This is a genomic window from Pseudomonas grandcourensis (genome assembly GCF_039909015.1).
Classification (GTDB): Bacteria; Pseudomonadota; Gammaproteobacteria; order Pseudomonadales; family Pseudomonadaceae; genus Aquipseudomonas; species Aquipseudomonas grandcourensis.
Map to the genome: position 1 here is coordinate 1,497,905 of NZ_CP150919.1, position 17,223 is coordinate 1,515,127.

Below are 17,223 nucleotides of genomic sequence, written 5' to 3' on the forward strand. Positions count from 1 at the left end.
GGTTTCGCCTGAGCCGACTTCGCCGAGTACCCGATGCTGCAAAAAAGCCTGATCCGCCGTCTCGACCTGATCACTCTGCAACTGTTCGTCGCCGTGCATGAAGAAGGCACGCTGACCCGTGCCGCCTCGCGCGAAGCAATTGCCGTCTCGGCGGCGAGCAAGCGCTTGATGGAGCTGGAGGAGGCGCTGGGCATCAGCCTGTTCGTGCGTCAGGCCAAGGGCATGTCCCTGACGCCGGCCGGTGAAACCCTGCTGCACCACGCCCGGCAGATGTTGTTCAACGTCGAGAAAATGGGGCTTGAACTGGGGGAGCACAGCCACGGTGTGCGCGGCTATGTGCGGATGCTTGCCAACCTGTCGGCGATCATTCAGTTTTTGCCCGAGGACCTGCGGGATTTTTCCGAGCGTCACCCACAGGTCAAGACCGACCTCGAAGAGCGCCCCAGCGGCGGGGTGATTCAGGGCGTGCTCGACGGGGTGGCCGACCTCGGGATCTGCTCCATCGACAGTGACATCAAGGGGCTGCACAGCGTGCTGTATCGCCAGGACAAACTGGTGGTGTTGATGCCACCGCACCATCCATTGGCGAGTCGGTCGAGTGTGGCGTTCGCCGACACGCTGGACAGCGATTACGTTGGCTTGCATGCCGCCAGTTCGATCAACATGCGCACCCACGCGGCGGCGCGCGAGGCCGGCAAGGTGTTGCGGGTTCGTATTCATGTGCCGGGGTTTGATGCGATGTGCCGGATGGTCCAGGCCAACATGGGCATCGGCATCCTTCCGCAGCGCGCCTTTGAATTGTTTGGCCGGGCACTGGGATTGCACGCGGTGCCGTTGACGGACGAATGGTCCGATCGGGCGTTGATTTTGGTGGTGCGCGATGAGGCGTTACTGTCGCCGGTGAGCCGGATGTTGTTTGAGCATTTGCGGGGTCCAGCCTGATAGTTCTCGGCTGAATGGGCGGGGCCTCTTCGCGAGGCCACGACAATCTTCCAGAGCGTTCGCATTTCGCGAACGCTCGTTGCCAACTGAAGGTTGGATTCCCGAGCCCCCTGTCCTCTAGCCTTGGCGAACATTCCAAGAACAAGAGGTACCCCGCGATGACTGCCCCCTTGAGTGCGATCAAAGTGATCGAGATCGGCACGCTGATTGCCGCGCCGTTTGCGGCGCGCATGCTGGCCGAGTTCGGCGCCGAAGTGATCAAGATCGAAGCCATGGGGCAGGGCGATCCCCTGCGCAAATGGCGCAAGCTGCACGAAGGCACCTCGCTGTGGTGGTACCTGCAATCGCGCAACAAGAAGTCCCTGGCGCTGAACCTCAAATCTCCCGAAGGCATCGAACTGGTCAAGCAACTGGCGACCAGCGCCGATGTGCTGATCGAGAACCTGCGCCCCGGCGCCCTGGAAAAACTCGGCCTCGGTTGGGACGTGTTGCACGCGCTCAATCCCAACCTGACGCTGGTGCGGATTTCCGGTTACGGCCAGACCGGTCCGTACCGTGATCGTCCAGGTTTCGGTGCCATAGGCGAAGCCATGGGCGGGATTCGCTACACCACCGGCACCCCTGGTTCGCCACCGGCACGGGTCGGTGTCAGCCTTGGCGATTCCCTGGCGTCGCTGCACGCGGTGATCGGCGCGCTGATGTCGCTGCTAAGGGTCAAGACCGGGCAGGGCGGCGGGCAAATCGTTGATGTGTCCCTGGCCGAAAGCGTATTCAACGTCATGGAAAGCCTGGTGCCGGAATACGACATGCTGGGCCATGTGCGCGAACGCAGCGGCGGTGCCTTGCCGGGCATCGCGCCCTCCAACACCTACTTGACGGCCGACGGTGCCTACGTGGTGATTGCCGGCAACAGCGATCCGATCTACAAGCGCCTGATGCAAACCATCGGCCGCCCCGATCTGGCCGAGGCGGCGGAATTCGCCCACAACGACGGGCGTGCAGCCAAGAGCAATCTGCTCGACGCCGCCATTACCCACTGGACCAGCAGTTTGCCCATCGACGAGGTACTGGCCGCCCTGGAAACCGCCGAAGTCCCGGCCGGCCGCATCTACTCGGTGGCCGACATCGTCGCCGATCCGCACTATCAGGCGCGGGACATGCTGCTCAATGCCGAGCTGCCCGGTGGCGCCACGGTGAAGATGCCGGGCATCGTGCCGAAACTCTCCGAGACACCCGGAGGCGTGAACTGGTCCGGCCCCGGGTTGGGCCAGCACACCGACGGCATCCTCGCGCAATTGGGCCTGACCGCGATGGACATCGAACGCCTGAAAGTCGAAGGAGTGGTGCAATGATCAGCGATTATTCCGACAGCCTGATCGTGCAGGAAGTGTCCCCGCGCGACGGTTTGCAAATCGAGCCGAGCTGGGTTGAAACCGACGACAAGATAGCCCTGATCGATCAACTGTCGCAGGCCGGGTTCAGCCGTATCGAGGCCGGTTCGTTCGTGTCGCCCAAGGCCATTCCGGCACTGCGAGATGGCGAACTGGTGTTCAAGGGCATCGCCCGGCAACCGGGGGTGATCTACGTCGCGTTGATCCCCAACCTCAAAGGCGCGCAACGGGCGCTGGCGTGCCGTGCCGATGAGCTGAACCTGGTGATGTCCGCCAGCCAGACCCACAACCGGGCGAACATGCGCATGAGTTGCGAAGAATCATTGGCCGCGTTCGGCGAAATTGTGCAGTACGTCGGCGACAGTCCCGTGCGGCTCAACGCCAGCATCGCCACCACATTCGGCTGCCCGTTCGAAGGCAAGATCGATGAGGATCGCGTACTGCAAATCGTCGAGGCCTATCAGGAACTCGGCATCCGGGGCATCACCCTGGCCGACACCACCGGCATGGCTAATCCGCGTCAGGTCGACCGGCTGGTGCGCCAGGTGCTGCAGCGTGTGTCCTCGGCGGACCTGACCCTACACTTTCACAACACCCGCGGCCTTGGACTGTGCAATGTGCTGGCCGCTTACGAGGCCGGTGCCCGGCGCTTCGACGCGGCCCTCGGCGGCCTCGGCGGCTGCCCGTTTGCGCCGGGGGCATCGGGAAACATCTGCACCGAGGATCTGGTGAACCTGTGCGATGAAGTCGGCATTCATACCGGTATCGATTTGCCGCTGCTGCTGAAACTGTCCCGAGGACTACCGGCGCTGCTGGGTCATGAAGTGCCCGGACAACTGGCCAAGGCCGGGCGCAATTGCGACCTGCACCCGATCCCCACCTGACACCAATCCCCTGTAGGAGCGAGCCTGCTCGCGATAGCGGTGAGGCAGTCGACATCAATGTTGGATGTGACTCAGTCATCGCGAGCAGGCTCGCTCCTACAGTAAAAAGCACCTCAACCAGACAACAAAAACAATCGGACACCCACGGGAAGTCCGCCTGGAGAAACGCAATGAGCCTTAATGCACTGGAGGCCGGCGCGAGCCCGGCCGTTAGCCACGACGAAGAAAAAGCCCTGGTCAGCAAAGTCGCCTGGCGCCTGATGCCGCTGATCATGGTCTGCTACCTGTTCGCCTTTTTCGACCGCATCAACATCAGCTTCGCCAAGTTTCAGCTGCAGACCGACCTGAGCCTGAGCGACACCGCTTACGGCCTCGGTGCCGGGTTGTTCGTGGTTGGCTATGTGATTTTCGAAGTGCCGAGCAACATGATGCTGTACAAGGTCGGCGCCCGGCGCTGGATCGCCCGGATCATGATGTCCTGGGGCCTGGCCACGGCGGCCATGGTGTTCGTCAACAGCGAATGGCAGTTCTACGTGCTGCGCTTCGTAATCGGCGCGATGGAGGCGGGTTTTGCCCCGGGCGTGCTGTATTACCTGACCCTGTGGTTCCCGCAGCACTATCGCGGGCGCATCACCTCGATGCTGTTCCTGTCGTCGGCATTCGCCGGCCTGGTGGGCGCGCCGTTCTCCGGCCTGGTGTTGCAACACCTCGACGGTGTGCTGCAAATGCGTGGCTGGCACTGGCTGTTCCTGCTCGGTGGCGTGCCGTGCATCGGCCTCGGATTGCTGGTGCTGACACTGCTCAAGGACCGCATCGAAGACGCCCATTGGCTGACGCCTTCGGAGAAGACCCTGCTGGCCAGCCGCATCGCCCAGCATGAGCCGCACAAGAGCGGTGGTTCGCTGCTCGCCGCACTCAAGATTCCGGGTTTTCTGACCTTGGGCCTGATCTATTTCCTGATTCAGGTGGCGTCCTACGGCCTGAACTTCTGGGCGCCGCAACTGATCCGCAGCGCTGGCACTGAAAGTCCGGTGATGATCGGCTTGCTGACAGCCATCCCTTATATCTGCGGTGCCATCAGCATGGTGGTGATCGGACGCCTGTCCGATGCTTCCGGTGAGCGACGCAAGTTTGTCGCCGGTCTGGTGGCAGTTGGCGCGGTCGGGTTCTTTTGCGCGGGGATCTTCGCCAACCACACCACCTTCCTGATTGTTGCGCTGGGCCTGCTCGGTGCCGGGATCATCGCCTCCATCCCGAGCTTCTGGACCCTGCCGCCGAAACTGCTGGCCGGTGCCGGTGCAGGCGCTGCCGGCGGGATCGCGGTGATCAACACCCTGGGCCAGTTCGGCGGCATCGTCAGCCCGGTGATGGTCGGCCGGATCAAGGACCTGACCGGCAGCACCACACCGGCGCTGTATGTCATTGGTGTGTGTGCATTGATCGCGGTGGCGCTGTTGATGTGGGGACTGCCGCAGAAGCTGCGCACACTCGACAAGTTTTAAAAGATCGCAGCCTTCGGCAGCGCCTGCTCGGACCACGCATCCCGGTAGGAGCTTCCGGAGGCTGTGATCTTTTGATCTTCAAGAAGTCGCTGTCATCGCTTTTTGCGCCGCGTCACTGAACTGAATCAACACCACCCCGGCCATCAACAGCACCGCCCCAAATACCTTGGGCAAGGTGACCTGACGCTCCACCAACCCAAACCAGCCATAGTGATCCAGCAACAACGACGCCACCACTTGCCCCGCCAGCGCCAATGCCATGAACCCCGCGGCACCCAGCTTGGGCAGCAGCACCAATGCCAGGGAAATAAAGATCACCCCAAAAGCGCCACCGGCCCACATCCAGAGCGGCGCCTTGCTGATGAAGGCCAGTGACGGCAATGGCAAGCGCATCGCAACGATGATCGGCAACAGCACGATAACGCTCACCAGCAACGAGGCGAGCGTCGCCCACAACGGATTGCCCAACCCGCGCCCGAGGTTGACGTTGATCGCGCTCTGAAACGGCACCACCGCCCCGGCGATCATCGCCAGCCCCATCAGACCGGCCCAATGCAACGTACTCATGATCGATCTCCAACAGGTTTTGCTGGACTCTAGGGTATTCGTCGCGCAGATTTAAATTCCGTTTTGTTATCCAGAACATGCAGCGAATGAATGATCTACGACGCATCGACCTCAACTTGCTGGTAATCCTCGACGCCTTGCTCAGCGAGCAACACGTGACCCGGGCGGCCGAGCGTCTGCACTTGAGCCAGCCAGCGGTCAGCCATGCGCTGGCGCGGTTGCGTGACCTGCTCGGCGATCCGCTGCTGGTGCGCGCCGGTGCCGGCCTTGTACCGACTCCGCGAGCGCTGGAACTGGTGGCACCGTTGGCCGAAGCACTGGCCCAGGTGCAAGCGCTGCTGGCGCCGAACACCTTCGATCCCGCGACCACCCGGCGGACCTTCCGCCTGGCGATGTCCGACTACGGCGCCGCCATTGTCTTGCCGGGACTGATCCGCACCTTGCGCCGCGAAGCGCCGGGCATCGACCTGCAAATCAGCCATGGCAGCCGCGAAAGCATGCTCGAAGGGGTGCTCAACGGTGACATTGATGTCGCCGCCGGTGTGTTCCCGGAAATGCCCAATGAATTGCGCAGCAGCCCTCTGTTCGAAGAGCGCTACGCCTGCCTGGTTGACCGCAACAGCTTGTCCGCCGATGGTGTCCTCGACCTGCCCACCTATCTGGCACGCCCGCACGTCCTGTTGGAAATGCGCGGCAGCGGCACCCCGGAGATCGAGCGCGCGTTGACCGCCCTGCGCGAACGCCGGCGTGTCGCCATCAGCCTGCCGCACTGGAGCGCCGCCCCGCAGTTCATCAGCGGCACCGACCTGATCCTCACCGTCGCTTCTCGAGGTCTGCGCGATATCCATGAGTCGACATTGGTCGTCGTGCCGCCACCCTTTCAGATTCCGTCGTTCACCTTTGTACTGGTCTGGCACAAGCGTCGGGGCGGGGATCAGGCGTTGAACTGGTTGAATGAACGGATCGTGCAGGGGACCCACCGGTGAAGAATTTCTGTCGAGATCAGGCAGTCGACAGCTGAAGACCTGATATAGACTGGTGGCCATTCACCATGCCGTTCATAAGGACTTCCCATGACCCCATCGTTGCTAATGGCCGTGCTTGCCTCGGGCTTTATCTACGGCATCACCCCGGGGCCGGGTGTGCTGGCGGTGTTCGGCATTGGCGCGGCCCATGGGCGACGGGCCGGGGCGGGGTTTCTGTGCGGGCATTTGCTCGGTGATGTGGTGTGGTGCAGCACGGCGCTGATCGCGATTGTCGGTGCGCGGGAGATCGGCAGTACCGCGTTCGACGTGCTCGGAGTGCTCAGCGGCCTGTACCTGTTCTGGCTCGGCTGGCGTGCGGTGCGCGCCCGACGCAGCAGCGCTGATGCGCCCCAGGGCCCGGCGCGGCAGCCGTTCTGGCACGGTATTCTGTTTGGCTTGACCAATCCCAAGGCCTATCCGGTGGCGGTGGCGACGTTCACGGCACTGTTGTCGAGCCGCGCGGAACTGCTCAACTGGTCAATGCTGCCGGCGCTGATCGCCCTGAGTTTCGTTGGCGGGTTGCTCGCCTACGCTATTCTCATTGGCGTTGTCGGTGCGCGGCGGGTGCGCAGCTTGTACCAGCGTCATGAACTGGCAATCACCCGGTTGTGCGGGGTGATGTTCATCGGTTTCGCCATCAACGCGCTGGTACATGCGTTGCCGGGGCTGATGCCGAACAAGGCATGAATGTAATCACAAGGATGCAAGACTGACAGGGCATGGATGATTGATGAGCGCTGCATTATCGGGACACCCACCCTGAACCATGGAAAACCGGAATTCCGCGCCGCTGGCGAGCTATATCGATCTGTTGCTGGACGCCGTCTGTGCGGTGGATAAACAGGGCCGCTTCGTCTTTGTCAGCGCGGCGTGCGAGCGCATTTTCGGCTACAGCGCCGATGAGATGATCGGCGAGGCGATGATCGACATGGTGCACCCGGGCGATCGCCAGCGCACCCTCGACGCCGCCCGGGAAATCATGGGCGGCGAGCCCAAGCTCAACTTCGAAAACCGCTACCTGCGCAAGGATGGCAGCGTGGTGCATATCCTCTGGTCGGCACGCTGGTCCGAGGACGATCAGTTACGCATCGCGGTGGCTCGCGACATCACCGAACGCAAGCAGGCCGAATCCCGGCAGGCGGCGCTGTATGCGATTTCCGAAGCGGCCCATGCGGCAGAGGATCTGCTGGCGTTGTTCAAGCGCATCCACATGATCATCGGCGAATGGCTGCCGGCACTGAATTTTTCCGTGGCGCTGTACGACGAGCACTGCGCACAGCTGAATTTCCCTTATCACGTCGATGACCACGAGCCACAGCCCGAACAGCCCGGAACCATGACCGGGCGCCTGTGCGCCGAGGTTATCCGCACGGGGCAGCCGATCCTGTTGACCCCGGACCAGTGCTCACCTCCCGCCGGCTTCGAAATGCTGCAAACCGAGCAGAACGCACCCTGTTGGCTGGGTGTGCCGCTGAACTCGCAAAACGGCACCATCGGTGCGTTGATCGTCAAAAGCATTCCGGGCGGCGAGCGCTACACCGAGCAAGACAAGGAGCTGCTGCAATACGTCTGCGCCCAGGTGGCGACCGCCATCGAGCGCAAGCAATTGCACGCCCGCCTGCAACACATGGCCCAGTACGACCAACTGACCCAGTTACCCAACCGCGAGCTGCTGCGCGACCGGCTCAAGGTATCGATGCGAGCGGCCCGGGAGGACGGCGGGCGCATGGCGCTGTTGTACGTCGACCTCGACCGCTTCAAGCAAGTCAACGACACCCATGGCCACGCGGTCGGCGACATGCTGCTGCAAGCGGTGGCCAACCGGCTCAAGGGCTGTGTGCGGGAAACCGACACCGTGGCCCGCATCGGCGGCGATGAATTCGTGGTGTTGCTGCACAGCATTCACGCGGCGGACGATACTGACATCGTGGTCGAGAAAGTCCGTCAGGTACTGGCCCAGCCCCTGCGGCTGGACGGGCACAGCCTGAGCATCCAGCCAAGTATCGGCGTCGCCCGATACCCCGATCACGGCACCGAAGAGAAGCAATTGCTCCGGCATGCCGACGAGGCGATGTACTGCGCAAAACGCGAGCATCACCTGCGACTGGTCTGAAAACCCGGGCACCGTTCGTCGTGTTATCCACGTAATTTTCTAAACCTTTTGGGACGCGCAAATTCAGATTCTATGCGGGCCACAGCTCGCCGCGACTACCACCAAGAGGAAGAGAATCATGCCCAATTCAAGAAACTCGAACTCGGGGAACTTTACCAACGATCGAACGAAGGCTTCTGAAGCCGGTCGCAAGGGTGGGAAAACCACTACCACGACCGTCGATAAAGACCCGACGAAACCCGACATGGGTCGCAAAGGCGGTCAGAAATCCCGCTAAAGGATGCCGGTGGTTTTGATTGAGAGGCGGGGGCGAAAGCTCCCGTTTGAATTTAAAGAGGAGGGCGCGACCATGAACCGGATGGCCACCCGATTATGTAATACCAGTCTTGCCACGTTACTGGGCCTGTTTGCCAGCGGCGTCTTTGCCCAGTCGACTGCCGAATTCATCGACGAGGCCTCGGCAAAAGCGATCGCCGATATTGAAACGAGTCGCCTGGCGCACCAGAAGGCCGAGTCCAAAGAGGTCAAGGACTACACCATTATCGTCATCAACGACCGCACCACGGCGAACCAGCACCTGGCGAAAATCGCCAGACAACTGGATATACCGGTCGCCCCCCGGGAAGAAATTGTCGAAAAGGCCAAGGCCCTGATGCCACAAGTCATGGACGGGGCGACCTACGACGAGGCCTATACCGCCAGTCAGGTGAAGACCACCCAGGAAGCCATCGATCAGTTGCAGCAGGAGGCGCAAACCACCGACGTGCCGCAAATCAAGGCATTCGCCGAAGAAACCCTGCCTAAATTGCAAAATCATCTGCAAATGGCCAAGGCGTTGCAGGCCAAAAGTTGAGTGCAAGGTTTGAACACAAACGGCGCGGGGCTTCAGTCACGCGCCGTTTTTCTGTTCAGCACTGATCCAGGTGCGGCTTGGGGGTGTGAATGAAAATTCGACGTGACCGAAAAGGTGATCCTCTGAAACCTTTAGCGGTGCTCGCCGCGGTATCGTAGCGTCCCGAGGACAACGTACCGACAGGAGAACGCAATGAGTTGGTCCGCCAAACAGTACGTCGCTTTTGAAGATGAACGCACCCGTCCCGCCCGTGACCTGCTGGCGGCCGTCCCCGCCGGGGATGTGCGCTCGGCCATCGATATCGGTTGTGGGCCCGGCAACTCCACCGAGTTGCTGGTGGAGCGTTTTGCCGATGCCACGGTGCGTGGGCTGGACAGTTCCAGCGACATGATCGAAGCCGCTCGCAAGCGCTTGCCGCAGGTGCAGTTCGATGTTGCCGACATCGACACCTGGAATGACAGTGGCCCGTTCGACGTGATTTTTGCTAACGCGGTGTTGCAGTGGCTGCCTGATCACGCGACGTTGTTGCCTTCATTGGTGAGCAAACTATCGGCGGGTGGCAGCCTGGCCGTCCAGATGCCTGACAACCTGAATGAACACTCGCACCGCTTGATGCGTGAAGTCGCCGCTGATGGCCCATGGGTCGGCAAACTGGCGGGCGCCGCCGGGCAGAGGACCGAAATGGCCGATGCCAGTGGCTACTATTCGATACTCAAAGCCTGTTGCACCCGCGTCGATGTGTGGCGCACCACTTACCATCATCCGCTCGCGGGCGGTGCGTCTGGTGTGGTGGAGTGGTTCAAGGGCAGTGGCTTGCGGCCGTTTCTCGATCCGCTGGACGAGGCGGAACGGGCGCAGTATCTGAAGCAATATCAGACTGCTATCGAACGGGCGTATCCGGCCCTGGCCGATGGTTCGGTGCTGTTGCCATTCCCGCGACTGTTTATCGTCGCGACCCGCTGATGCGAAAAAGGGACAGATGATCTTGGGCGTCATCTGTCCTTTTTCTTGAGCACCAAAAAACATCACTGCGGCTTGTTCTTTCTCGAGCGCCGGGCACTCAGGTATTCAAAGGCAAACGAGGTAAAGCCGAACAACCCGATCATTGAAATGATCATGAGTCCCAACTCTGAGTTGTGCATGTTGATCTCGGGGCGAAGGGTGAGCCGGGAGCATAAGGGATCAATTGCCGGGCTCAACGCAGCTCGACGGTTTCTTTACTCGCTTGCGGTGATCTATACGCAAAAGATATGAGCGTCTGGGTGGCGACGTGTAATTGCAACCTGTGGCGAGGGAGCTTGCTCCCTCGCCACTATCGACCACGCTATCTCTTAGCTGGCCGCGTTTGGCCGATGTGACGTCAGGACGGTGCTGCGTCCATGCGTCGAGCGATTACATCCAGCACATCGCAACCGTCTCGCAATGGCACGCAGCACAGTAATGCGAAGTCACTGAGTACAACCGAGTCAGAGGTCAGGTCGCCGCGCATCGCGAGGTTTTCAAGAAGCTGCGTCACGGCGCGAATTCTGTAGCTGGCGGTGCTGAGCAGGGAGTGCAGGGGTTGGGTGGTGTTGACGTAGAGGGAGGGGAGGTCGTCGGCGTTGCTGGTTAAAGCCATGTATTCGTTCATGAGTGATTCCTTGAATTGAGGTGAACTACCACTCAGCGTCGCCAAACAAAGGGTGGTAGCTGTACGCAGGTTGGCGAACCGGGACAAGGCAAACCGGCAGACCCAAAGGTCTCCCACGCACAGCGACCATAAACAGGTAGCCAAGTGCGCTCAGAAACGCTCCGAGATTGCTCGGAGGTTCCTATGCTTTGCCATCAAGTCGCCAAACCCGATACGCCATTTGGGCGCGGTCGGACTATAGGTCTCATGACAAAGGCACAGCAATGCGCAAGTCTACGGACATTTCCCAGTGTCGTGTAGGACGTTGCTTTTTCTTGCGATGATCCCTGCTGGGCCCTTAAAAGTAGGGCATTAACGCTAGCGTTGGCAGGCGCATCACCAGATCCCGCGCACAAAAAATCCGGTCACCCGGACCGGTTTTCTCCTGAGTTGCAGATGTACGCTATCCAGTTCTACCGGAGATCACTCTTCACCGGCCCCCATCAATCGATCTTCAAACGCCGAACGCACTGCATCCACAACACGTTGCGCCATGCGCTCATCTTCAAGTATTGGGTACCCTTTTTTCAGCTTGCCGGAGACCTTCCAACCGTTTTCCTTGATCGAGCGGATGATGTGATTGGCATCCTGATCCGGCATTTCGATCACTTCTTTGAGTTGTTCCTGCGCTCGCTGAAAGATCACCAGTACTCTGGCCTCATCTGCCATCTCCGTACGAATCGTATGTTCGACAACGCGTGCGGTGTAGAGAACGTGCTCGGTCAGGTCCGGGTACCGCCAGGCAAAGCTTGCGTCTACGTATTCATCGAAGTTGAAATTGCTAAGCGTTCCGTCCTCGTAGGTCACGAGTTCGCCAAACCGATAGGCTGCCGCGTAACGGCGCATGAACGGTCGTGAGAATACTTCAAGCGTACGATCGTAGCCGGCCCTGAAATCGATAGAGCTGGTGATCGTGGCTGACACGGGCAGAATCACTCCGTCGGGCACTGCCTTATCCCGGATCAAGGTGTCATTGATTAGAAAGCGATGGATCCGACCGTTGCCGTCACGCATGGGATGGATGTACACGAATCCGAATGCAAGCACCGCGGCGCGTGCCACTGACTCGGCACCACGCGTTGCGACCTCGAACTCGTTGAGGCCTTCCAGTAGCGGGGTAAGTTCTTCAAAGTGCGGGGCAATGTAATGCACGATGTCTTCGCGCATTGTGGCTTGTCCCACGAAGACAGGGGAGCGTCGCAAGCCTAGTCCGATGGCATCGTGGCCCAGAATGCCGGCTTGCAGGGATCGAAGGGTGTCGTTGCTCAATGGGGCATCTATATGGCCGCAGTGCTGGGCAATGACATGCGCAAACCGCTGGATGCGATCGGCCTGGTCGGCTTCCTTTTCGATGAGAAAGCTCGCGCGCGATTCCTTGAACGTCAGCCAACTGGCCGTTCGCATCAGGATGTCGGAACCAAAGGCTTGATCCAACTCATCCAATGCCGCACGCAGATCGAATTGCAAGGCCTCCCGCACTGGCTCGGTACGACGAACCAAGGGGCAGAAGTCGGGTGTCCCCGGCAGATTGTTATTGATTCGCCAGCGCCGCGTTCGCAACGACTCACGACGAGTCAGGTAATTTTGTGGTGAAAGTACATCAACATAGGCGCCATTGGTCACATCAGGCACCTCCAGACGTTCCCCTGTCAGCCATTCGTAGAGGAATCCTGTGCGACGGGCATACTGGCCAAAAGGCTCCCGTCGACACCAGTCTTCAACAGGCTGCGGGCCTATGGCCGCAAACAGGCGAGCAAAGAACTCGAGATGAATCTCTTCGTATTTGAGACCGAACTCGAAATGCCCTGCGAAATCGTCTGCAGGGCGGTAGCGTGGCGGATACCTGTTCTCCACCTTTCCTGCACTTTCACGGCTGACACGTACGGTGCCGATCATCGACTGTACGCGCAGAGGCTGTGCCAATGCGATGTTGTAGCGATTCGCGAGGGTCTGGAAACCGACTTGCATTGACGAAATCCTTTACGGGGACAGGAAAAACGCTAACAGAACTTCCATATTATGGCGAAACGATAATTTCGTGGGTGGAAAAATACTAATGCTGGATGAAATTTGATACTGAATTCGTACTTTTGGAGAAAAACGCTAATAGCTTTCAGAGTAGTCGCCACAGCCGCGAAAGAAAGAATGTACTCTCCGATAACCGGAAAGTGACCGACCAAGCTATCCACAAATCCGACGCCATCAAATTACGCCCACAAAAAAACCGGCCACTTGGGCCGGTTTTTTCTGTCTCTACATCCCCCGTCAAAAACACCCTGACGTGAGATCAAAATTCGATTGGAGCGGGTGAAGGGAATCGAACCCTCGTTATCAGCTTGGGAAGCTGGAGTAATGCCATTATACGACACCCGCTCAGAGCGGTGACTTTGTACCAGATACGGCCGCGGATTTGAAGTTTTTCTTTACGTGGAGCGGGTTTAACGCAGATGTGACAAAAAAGCCCGGAGCGCATGACGGTCGATCGCGGGCAAGCCTCGCGCCTGCAGAATACGTTTAACGCAGCAGGGCGGGGCTTGCTCGCGATGACGCTACTTCAGCTTGCCAATGCATGGTGTTCCTGGACGTTGTGGTAACGCGGTCGGCTTTCGAGTTGCGCTGGTTTCAGGAAGCCCATCAGTGCGTTGCGGCTGTCTCGGCAGGCGGCTTTGTGCTCCATGTCGAGAAAGTGGCCGGTGGCCTGAAGGGTGCTGAACGTGCTGTGTTGCACGTGGCCGGCGAACAGCCGGGCGTCGTCAGCGGCGGTGTATTCGTCCCATTCGCCGTTGAGGAACAGCACCGGCACGTCGATTTTCTTCGCCGCGTGCAGGTAGCACTGGCGATCGCTGTGCAGCACGTCGCTGATGTGGAAGTGCATCTGCCCGTACTCATGTTCGGCCAGGGAGCTGACGTGGCGATAGTTGAAGCGCTTGAACAACGACGGCAGGTGTTTGCCGATGGTGTCGTTCACCAGGTGCCCGACCCGGTCGCGGTCCAGGTTGCCGAGGTGTTCGACGCCGCGCTCGAGGTAGTCGAGCATGTGCGCATTGACCACCGGGGAGAACGAGCTGATCACGGCTTTTTCGATGCGCCGTGGCCGTTGCGATAACGCCATCATGGTCGCCGCACCGCCCCAGGAAAACGACAGCACGTGTTCGGCGGCGAAGTGGTCGATCAGCTCCAGCAGGATCTGCCCTTCGATTTCCTTGGTGAGCATTTTTTCATGCAGGTTGTGGGCTTTTGACCGGCCCGCGTAGGGCTGGTCGTAGCAGACGACGTTGAACTGCGGATGGAGGTTTTTCACGGTTTGTGCAAACGACGCAGTCGTGGCCATCGAGCCGTTGACCAAGATAATGGTCTTCTCTGCGGCGTCTGCGCGATAGAACTCCGTGTAAACCCGATACTGACCCTGTATATCCAGCACAGCGATTTCTGGCCTCATGTCATAAGACTCCTGGCAAGCGGGTATGCGCGCAAATGAGATTGCACGAGCTTTGTGACAGGTAGGCATACGCCTGGAATTTGAGAGGCCCATGTCGATCCATTGCAGTCCGGTCGACGGGTATTGTTATTGGCGGGCAGTCTGCCGGATGAGGCCGGAACCCAAGGGTTCCTACCGGCAAAAAGTTTCTTAGAAGTATGGGGTGACTCGTCGGTCACATTTCGGCCGACGTCCTGATTCAAGCAGGGGTCACGTCATCGCGCAAGTGCCGTTGGTAAATTGTTCGACAACTTCTGCTGAGCGGTCGCTGGCTTAGATCGATCCGATCTCTTCAGCGCTCAGTGGGCGGTATTCGCCCGGTTTCAACGCGTCGTCGAGCTCCAGCGGCCCCATGCGTTCGCGGTGCAGGCGCATCACCTTGTTGTTGAAGTGGCCGAACATGCGCTTGACCTGGTGATAGCGGCCTTCGACGATGCTCAGGCGTGCGCATTTTGGCCCGAGCAGCTCTAGCCCGGCCGGTTGCGTGGTGAGGTCTTCGAAGGCGAAGTACAGCCCCTGGCTGAAGGTGATCGCGTATTCGGGGCCGATGTCCTGCTCGGTTTCGACGTAATAGACCTTGGGCAGCTTGGTCTGCGGTTGGGTCAGGCGCCGCGACCAGCTGCCGTCGTTGGTGATCAGCATCAGGCCGGTGGTGTTGAAGTCCAGGCGTCCGGCGATGTGCAGTTCGTCCTTGTCCGGTTCATGGATCAAGTCGAGCACGGTCGGGTGTTGCGGATCCCGTGTGGCGCTGACGCATCCGGCGGGCTTGTGCAGCATGAAGTGGCGCAGGGGTTTACCGACTTGCAGCACCTCGTTGTCGACTTCGACGCGGCTGAATTCGCGGACTTCGCTGTGTGGGTCGCTGACGACTTTTCCGTCAACCCTGACGCGTTTTTCCACCAGCAACAGGCGCACCTGCTTACGGTTGAAGCACGGCAGGTTGCTGAGGAAACGGTCGACACGCATGACTTAAAGATCGGTAAGGAAAGGGGCGCGCATCTTACTTGATCGACCCGGACGCTGCTTGCAACTGCGCCTCGACCTCGGCGCAGCGCGGGCACAGGCACGAGGCGTTGCGCAGTTCCGCCGGCAGCGCCTGAAGCACGACCGGGTCGATGCTGACGCCATAGCACCAGCAGGCGCGGTCCGCGGTTCGCGGATCGGCCAGGGTGCAGTCGTTGGGGGCGCCGCAGGCGGGGCAGAGGTCAGGCTGGTTCATGGACGGAGTGAGACATTTCCACGCAGGTTCGGTTACGGCCACTTTGCTTGGCCCGATACATCGCATGATCCGCCCGTGACAGCAGGCTGTGCAAGGTGTCATCAGGCTGCAGGGTGGTGAGGCCGATGCTTACGGTCAGTTGCAAGGCCTTGTCGTTGTAGGCATAGCGCTGTTGTTCCACGTGCTGACGAACTTTCTCGGCAATCATCAGACCGGTCCTGCCGTCTGTGTCCTTGAGCAGCACGATGAACTCTTCACCGCCCCAGCGGCAGACGATGTCGGAGTGCCGCAGGCAACTTTCCAGATCCCGGGCGAAACCGATCAGTACCTGGTCGCCGGCCAGGTGGCCGTAGGTGTCGTTCAACGCCTTGAAGTGGTCGAGGTCCAGCAGCAAAGCGGTCAGGGGCTTGGGCTCGCGCCGGGCTTCGTGCATGGCCTGTGCGGCCAGCAGGTCGAAGCCGCGACGGTTGGGCAGTTCGGTCAAGCTGTCGAGGATGGCCTGGGCCTGGATCTTGTCCTGATAGCGTTTGATCACCCGGTTGAGCAGGGCCAACACGATCAAGGTCACCAGCAGGCAGATCAGCAGGTTGAGGTACAGCGACTGGCGGATTTCACCAAGGGCGCTGTCTTCGCGTTTGTCGACGAACAGGTACCAGTTCAGCTCCGGGATAAACCGCACGTTGAGGAAATGCCCCTGGCCCTGCACGGAGTATTCATAGCTGCCGCTGTGGGGTTTTGGTAGCTGGCTGACCAGGTCTTTCATGCTGTCGAGTTCACTGAGTTTTTGCCCAATGTGCGCACCCTGCGGACCCCCTTCGGCGCCGGTGAGCACCAGGCGCCCGAAGTTGTCGACGAAAAACACACTGCGCTGATAGCGCTGCTGGTACTTGTCGATCAGCTTGATCACGGCGTCGACGGTCAGGCCAACCCCGGCCGCGCCGATGAATCGGCTGTTGTAGTCGTAAACCTTGTAGTTGATGAAGAAGGTCAGGTTGTCCTTGTTGGCGAGGTCCGGGTCGACATTGATCTCGTACGGATCCTTCATGTCCCGCACGCGAAAGTACCAGGCGTCGCGGGGCTCGGTGGCCTTGACCTGCTTGAGCACACCCTTGGCGTGGTAGTAGGTCAGGCTGGTGTTGGAGACGAAGAACGCGGTGTAGGCGCCGTAGTGGGTCATGACCTCGTTGAGGTAACGGGTCATCTGGTCGGAGTCTTTTTCACCATTGACCACCCAGTCGCGCATGAAGGTGTCGCGGGCCATCATCGAGGAAATCAGGATCGGCCTGACAAGGTCTTTCTGGATTTCCGAGTAGACCGTATCCGACGTCAGCGGCAGTTCGGTGTTGACGATGTTGTCGCGGATCGAGGCCCGGGAGGCGTAGTAACTGAGGAAGGAAGTGGCGAGGAAACCTGCGCCCAGCAACGCGACCAGCGTGAGCACCAACGAACGTTGAGAGTACAGCGGCGAGCGTAGCGGCATGGCAGTTCCATTGGCGGTCATCCGATGGTCGCATTCTAATGGCACTGCGGGGAAATAACTGCTTCATGTGTGCCGCGAATGGTCGTAAATTTTTCCTGGA

At 59.9% G+C, this 17,223-nt stretch carries 17 protein-coding genes and 1 tRNA gene; 10 read left to right on the forward strand and 8 right to left on the reverse strand.

Annotated elements, in window-relative coordinates:
- Positions 1-33 precede the first annotated feature (33 nt).
- The 4 genes from AABM52_RS06615 (at position 34) to AABM52_RS06630 (ending at position 4,719) form a co-directional block, all read left to right on the forward strand.
- Positions 34-942 (forward strand): LysR family transcriptional regulator, encoded by a 909-nt coding sequence (locus AABM52_RS06615; protein ID WP_347911003.1) that lies wholly within the window; start codon positions 34-36, stop codon positions 940-942.
- A gap of 158 nt (positions 943-1,100) precedes the next feature.
- On the forward strand, positions 1,101-2,294 hold the full coding sequence (locus tag AABM52_RS06620; RefSeq protein ID WP_347911004.1) for a CaiB/BaiF CoA-transferase family protein: 1,194 nt from the start codon (positions 1,101-1,103) through the stop codon (positions 2,292-2,294).
- Positions 2,291-3,217, forward strand: a complete 927-nt coding sequence (locus AABM52_RS06625) for a hydroxymethylglutaryl-CoA lyase (RefSeq protein WP_347911005.1) — start codon at positions 2,291-2,293, stop codon at positions 3,215-3,217. The genes AABM52_RS06620 and AABM52_RS06625 overlap by 4 nt, the downstream gene beginning before the upstream one ends.
- Before the next feature lie 170 nt (positions 3,218-3,387).
- Complete coding sequence (locus AABM52_RS06630) at positions 3,388-4,719, forward strand: MFS transporter (protein ID WP_347911006.1); 1,332 nt, start codon at positions 3,388-3,390, stop codon at positions 4,717-4,719.
- A gap of 78 nt (positions 4,720-4,797) precedes the next feature.
- Here AABM52_RS06630 and AABM52_RS06635 read toward each other — a convergent pair whose 3' ends face one another.
- Entirely contained in the window at positions 4,798-5,286 is a 489-nt protein-coding gene (locus tag AABM52_RS06635; protein WP_347911007.1) for a DMT family transporter, read from the reverse strand.
- Between the two features lie 77 nt (positions 5,287-5,363).
- On the opposite strand from AABM52_RS06635, the gene AABM52_RS06640 reads away from it, so the two are divergent.
- The 6 genes from AABM52_RS06640 to tam all read left to right on the forward strand — a co-directional run bounded on the left by AABM52_RS06640 (position 5,364) and on the right by tam (position 10,240).
- Complete coding sequence (locus AABM52_RS06640) at positions 5,364-6,272, forward strand: LysR family transcriptional regulator (RefSeq protein ID WP_347911008.1); 909 nt, start codon at positions 5,364-5,366, stop codon at positions 6,270-6,272.
- A gap of 87 nt (positions 6,273-6,359) precedes the next feature.
- Positions 6,360-6,998 carry a LysE family translocator gene (locus AABM52_RS06645; RefSeq protein ID WP_347911009.1) on the forward strand — a complete coding sequence of 213 codons (639 nt, stop codon included), beginning with the start codon at positions 6,360-6,362 and terminating at the stop codon, positions 6,996-6,998.
- A 79-nt stretch (positions 6,999-7,077) separates the two neighbouring features.
- Positions 7,078-8,424, forward strand: coding sequence for a diguanylate cyclase (locus AABM52_RS06650; protein WP_347911010.1), 1,347 nt, complete (start codon positions 7,078-7,080; stop codon positions 8,422-8,424).
- 118 nt (positions 8,425-8,542) lie between these two features.
- Positions 8,543-8,701 (forward strand): KGG domain-containing protein, encoded by a 159-nt coding sequence (locus tag AABM52_RS06655; RefSeq protein WP_223446049.1) that lies wholly within the window; start codon positions 8,543-8,545, stop codon positions 8,699-8,701.
- Positions 8,702-8,773: 72 nt separating this feature from the next.
- Positions 8,774-9,277, forward strand: coding sequence for a DUF4142 domain-containing protein (locus AABM52_RS06660; protein WP_347911011.1), 504 nt, complete (start codon positions 8,774-8,776; stop codon positions 9,275-9,277).
- A gap of 192 nt (positions 9,278-9,469) precedes the next feature.
- Positions 9,470-10,240: a trans-aconitate 2-methyltransferase gene (gene tam / locus AABM52_RS06665; RefSeq protein ID WP_347911012.1), complete on the forward strand. Its 771-nt coding sequence runs from the start codon at positions 9,470-9,472 to the stop codon at positions 10,238-10,240.
- 397 nt (positions 10,241-10,637) lie between these two features.
- On the opposite strand, the gene AABM52_RS06670 is transcribed toward tam, so the two are convergent.
- The 7 genes from AABM52_RS06670 to AABM52_RS06700 all read right to left on the reverse strand — a co-directional run bounded on the left by AABM52_RS06670 (position 10,638) and on the right by AABM52_RS06700 (position 17,123).
- Positions 10,638-10,907, reverse strand: coding sequence for a short-chain dehydrogenase (locus tag AABM52_RS06670; protein WP_347911013.1), 270 nt, complete (start codon positions 10,905-10,907; stop codon positions 10,638-10,640).
- 462 nt (positions 10,908-11,369) lie between these two features.
- Positions 11,370-12,914, reverse strand: coding sequence for a Fic family protein (locus AABM52_RS06675; RefSeq protein WP_347911014.1), 1,545 nt, complete (start codon positions 12,912-12,914; stop codon positions 11,370-11,372).
- Positions 12,915-13,245: 331 nt separating this feature from the next.
- Positions 13,246-13,319 (reverse strand) — tRNA-Gly (locus AABM52_RS06680).
- 181 nt (positions 13,320-13,500) lie between these two features.
- A complete protein-coding gene (locus tag AABM52_RS06685; RefSeq protein ID WP_347911015.1) occupies positions 13,501-14,385 on the reverse strand; it encodes an alpha/beta hydrolase in 885 nt (294 codons plus the stop codon).
- 312 nt (positions 14,386-14,697) lie between these two features.
- Positions 14,698-15,390, reverse strand: coding sequence for a pseudouridine synthase (locus AABM52_RS06690; protein WP_347911016.1), 693 nt, complete (start codon positions 15,388-15,390; stop codon positions 14,698-14,700).
- 34 nt (positions 15,391-15,424) lie between these two features.
- On the reverse strand, positions 15,425-15,643 hold the full coding sequence (locus AABM52_RS06695; RefSeq protein ID WP_347911017.1) for a cysteine-rich CWC family protein: 219 nt from the start codon (positions 15,641-15,643) through the stop codon (positions 15,425-15,427).
- A complete protein-coding gene (locus AABM52_RS06700) occupies positions 15,630-17,123 on the reverse strand; it encodes a sensor domain-containing diguanylate cyclase (RefSeq protein ID WP_347911018.1) in 1,494 nt (497 codons plus the stop codon). Before AABM52_RS06700 ends, AABM52_RS06695 begins: the two co-directional genes overlap by 14 nt.
- Positions 17,124-17,223 lie beyond the last annotated feature (100 nt).

Bases quoted from the DNA above. Each gene is read 5' to 3' on its own strand.
- AABM52_RS06615 (WP_347911003.1), top strand. From the start codon at position 34: ATGCTGCAAAAAAGCCTGATCCGCCGTCTCGACCTGATCACTCTGCAA.
- AABM52_RS06620 (WP_347911004.1), top strand. From the start codon at position 1,101: ATGACTGCCCCCTTGAGTGCGATCAAAGTGATCGAGATCGGCACGCTG.
- AABM52_RS06625 (WP_347911005.1), top strand. From the start codon at position 2,291: ATGATCAGCGATTATTCCGACAGCCTGATCGTGCAGGAAGTGTCCCCG.
- AABM52_RS06630 (WP_347911006.1), top strand. From the start codon at position 3,388: ATGAGCCTTAATGCACTGGAGGCCGGCGCGAGCCCGGCCGTTAGCCAC.
- AABM52_RS06635 (WP_347911007.1), bottom strand. From the start codon at position 5,286: ATGAGTACGTTGCATTGGGCCGGTCTGATGGGGCTGGCGATGATCGCC.
- AABM52_RS06640 (WP_347911008.1), top strand. From the start codon at position 5,364: ATGCAGCGAATGAATGATCTACGACGCATCGACCTCAACTTGCTGGTA.
- AABM52_RS06645 (WP_347911009.1), top strand. From the start codon at position 6,360: ATGACCCCATCGTTGCTAATGGCCGTGCTTGCCTCGGGCTTTATCTAC.
- AABM52_RS06650 (WP_347911010.1), top strand. From the start codon at position 7,078: ATGGAAAACCGGAATTCCGCGCCGCTGGCGAGCTATATCGATCTGTTG.
- AABM52_RS06655 (WP_223446049.1), top strand. From the start codon at position 8,543: ATGCCCAATTCAAGAAACTCGAACTCGGGGAACTTTACCAACGATCGA.
- AABM52_RS06660 (WP_347911011.1), top strand. From the start codon at position 8,774: ATGAACCGGATGGCCACCCGATTATGTAATACCAGTCTTGCCACGTTA.
- tam (WP_347911012.1), top strand. From the start codon at position 9,470: ATGAGTTGGTCCGCCAAACAGTACGTCGCTTTTGAAGATGAACGCACC.
- AABM52_RS06670 (WP_347911013.1), bottom strand. From the start codon at position 10,907: ATGAACGAATACATGGCTTTAACCAGCAACGCCGACGACCTCCCCTCC.
- AABM52_RS06675 (WP_347911014.1), bottom strand. From the start codon at position 12,914: ATGCAAGTCGGTTTCCAGACCCTCGCGAATCGCTACAACATCGCATTG.
- AABM52_RS06685 (WP_347911015.1), bottom strand. From the start codon at position 14,385: ATGAGGCCAGAAATCGCTGTGCTGGATATACAGGGTCAGTATCGGGTT.
- AABM52_RS06690 (WP_347911016.1), bottom strand. From the start codon at position 15,390: ATGCGTGTCGACCGTTTCCTCAGCAACCTGCCGTGCTTCAACCGTAAG.
- AABM52_RS06695 (WP_347911017.1), bottom strand. From the start codon at position 15,643: ATGAACCAGCCTGACCTCTGCCCCGCCTGCGGCGCCCCCAACGACTGC.
- AABM52_RS06700 (WP_347911018.1), bottom strand. From the start codon at position 17,123: ATGCCGCTACGCTCGCCGCTGTACTCTCAACGTTCGTTGGTGCTCACG.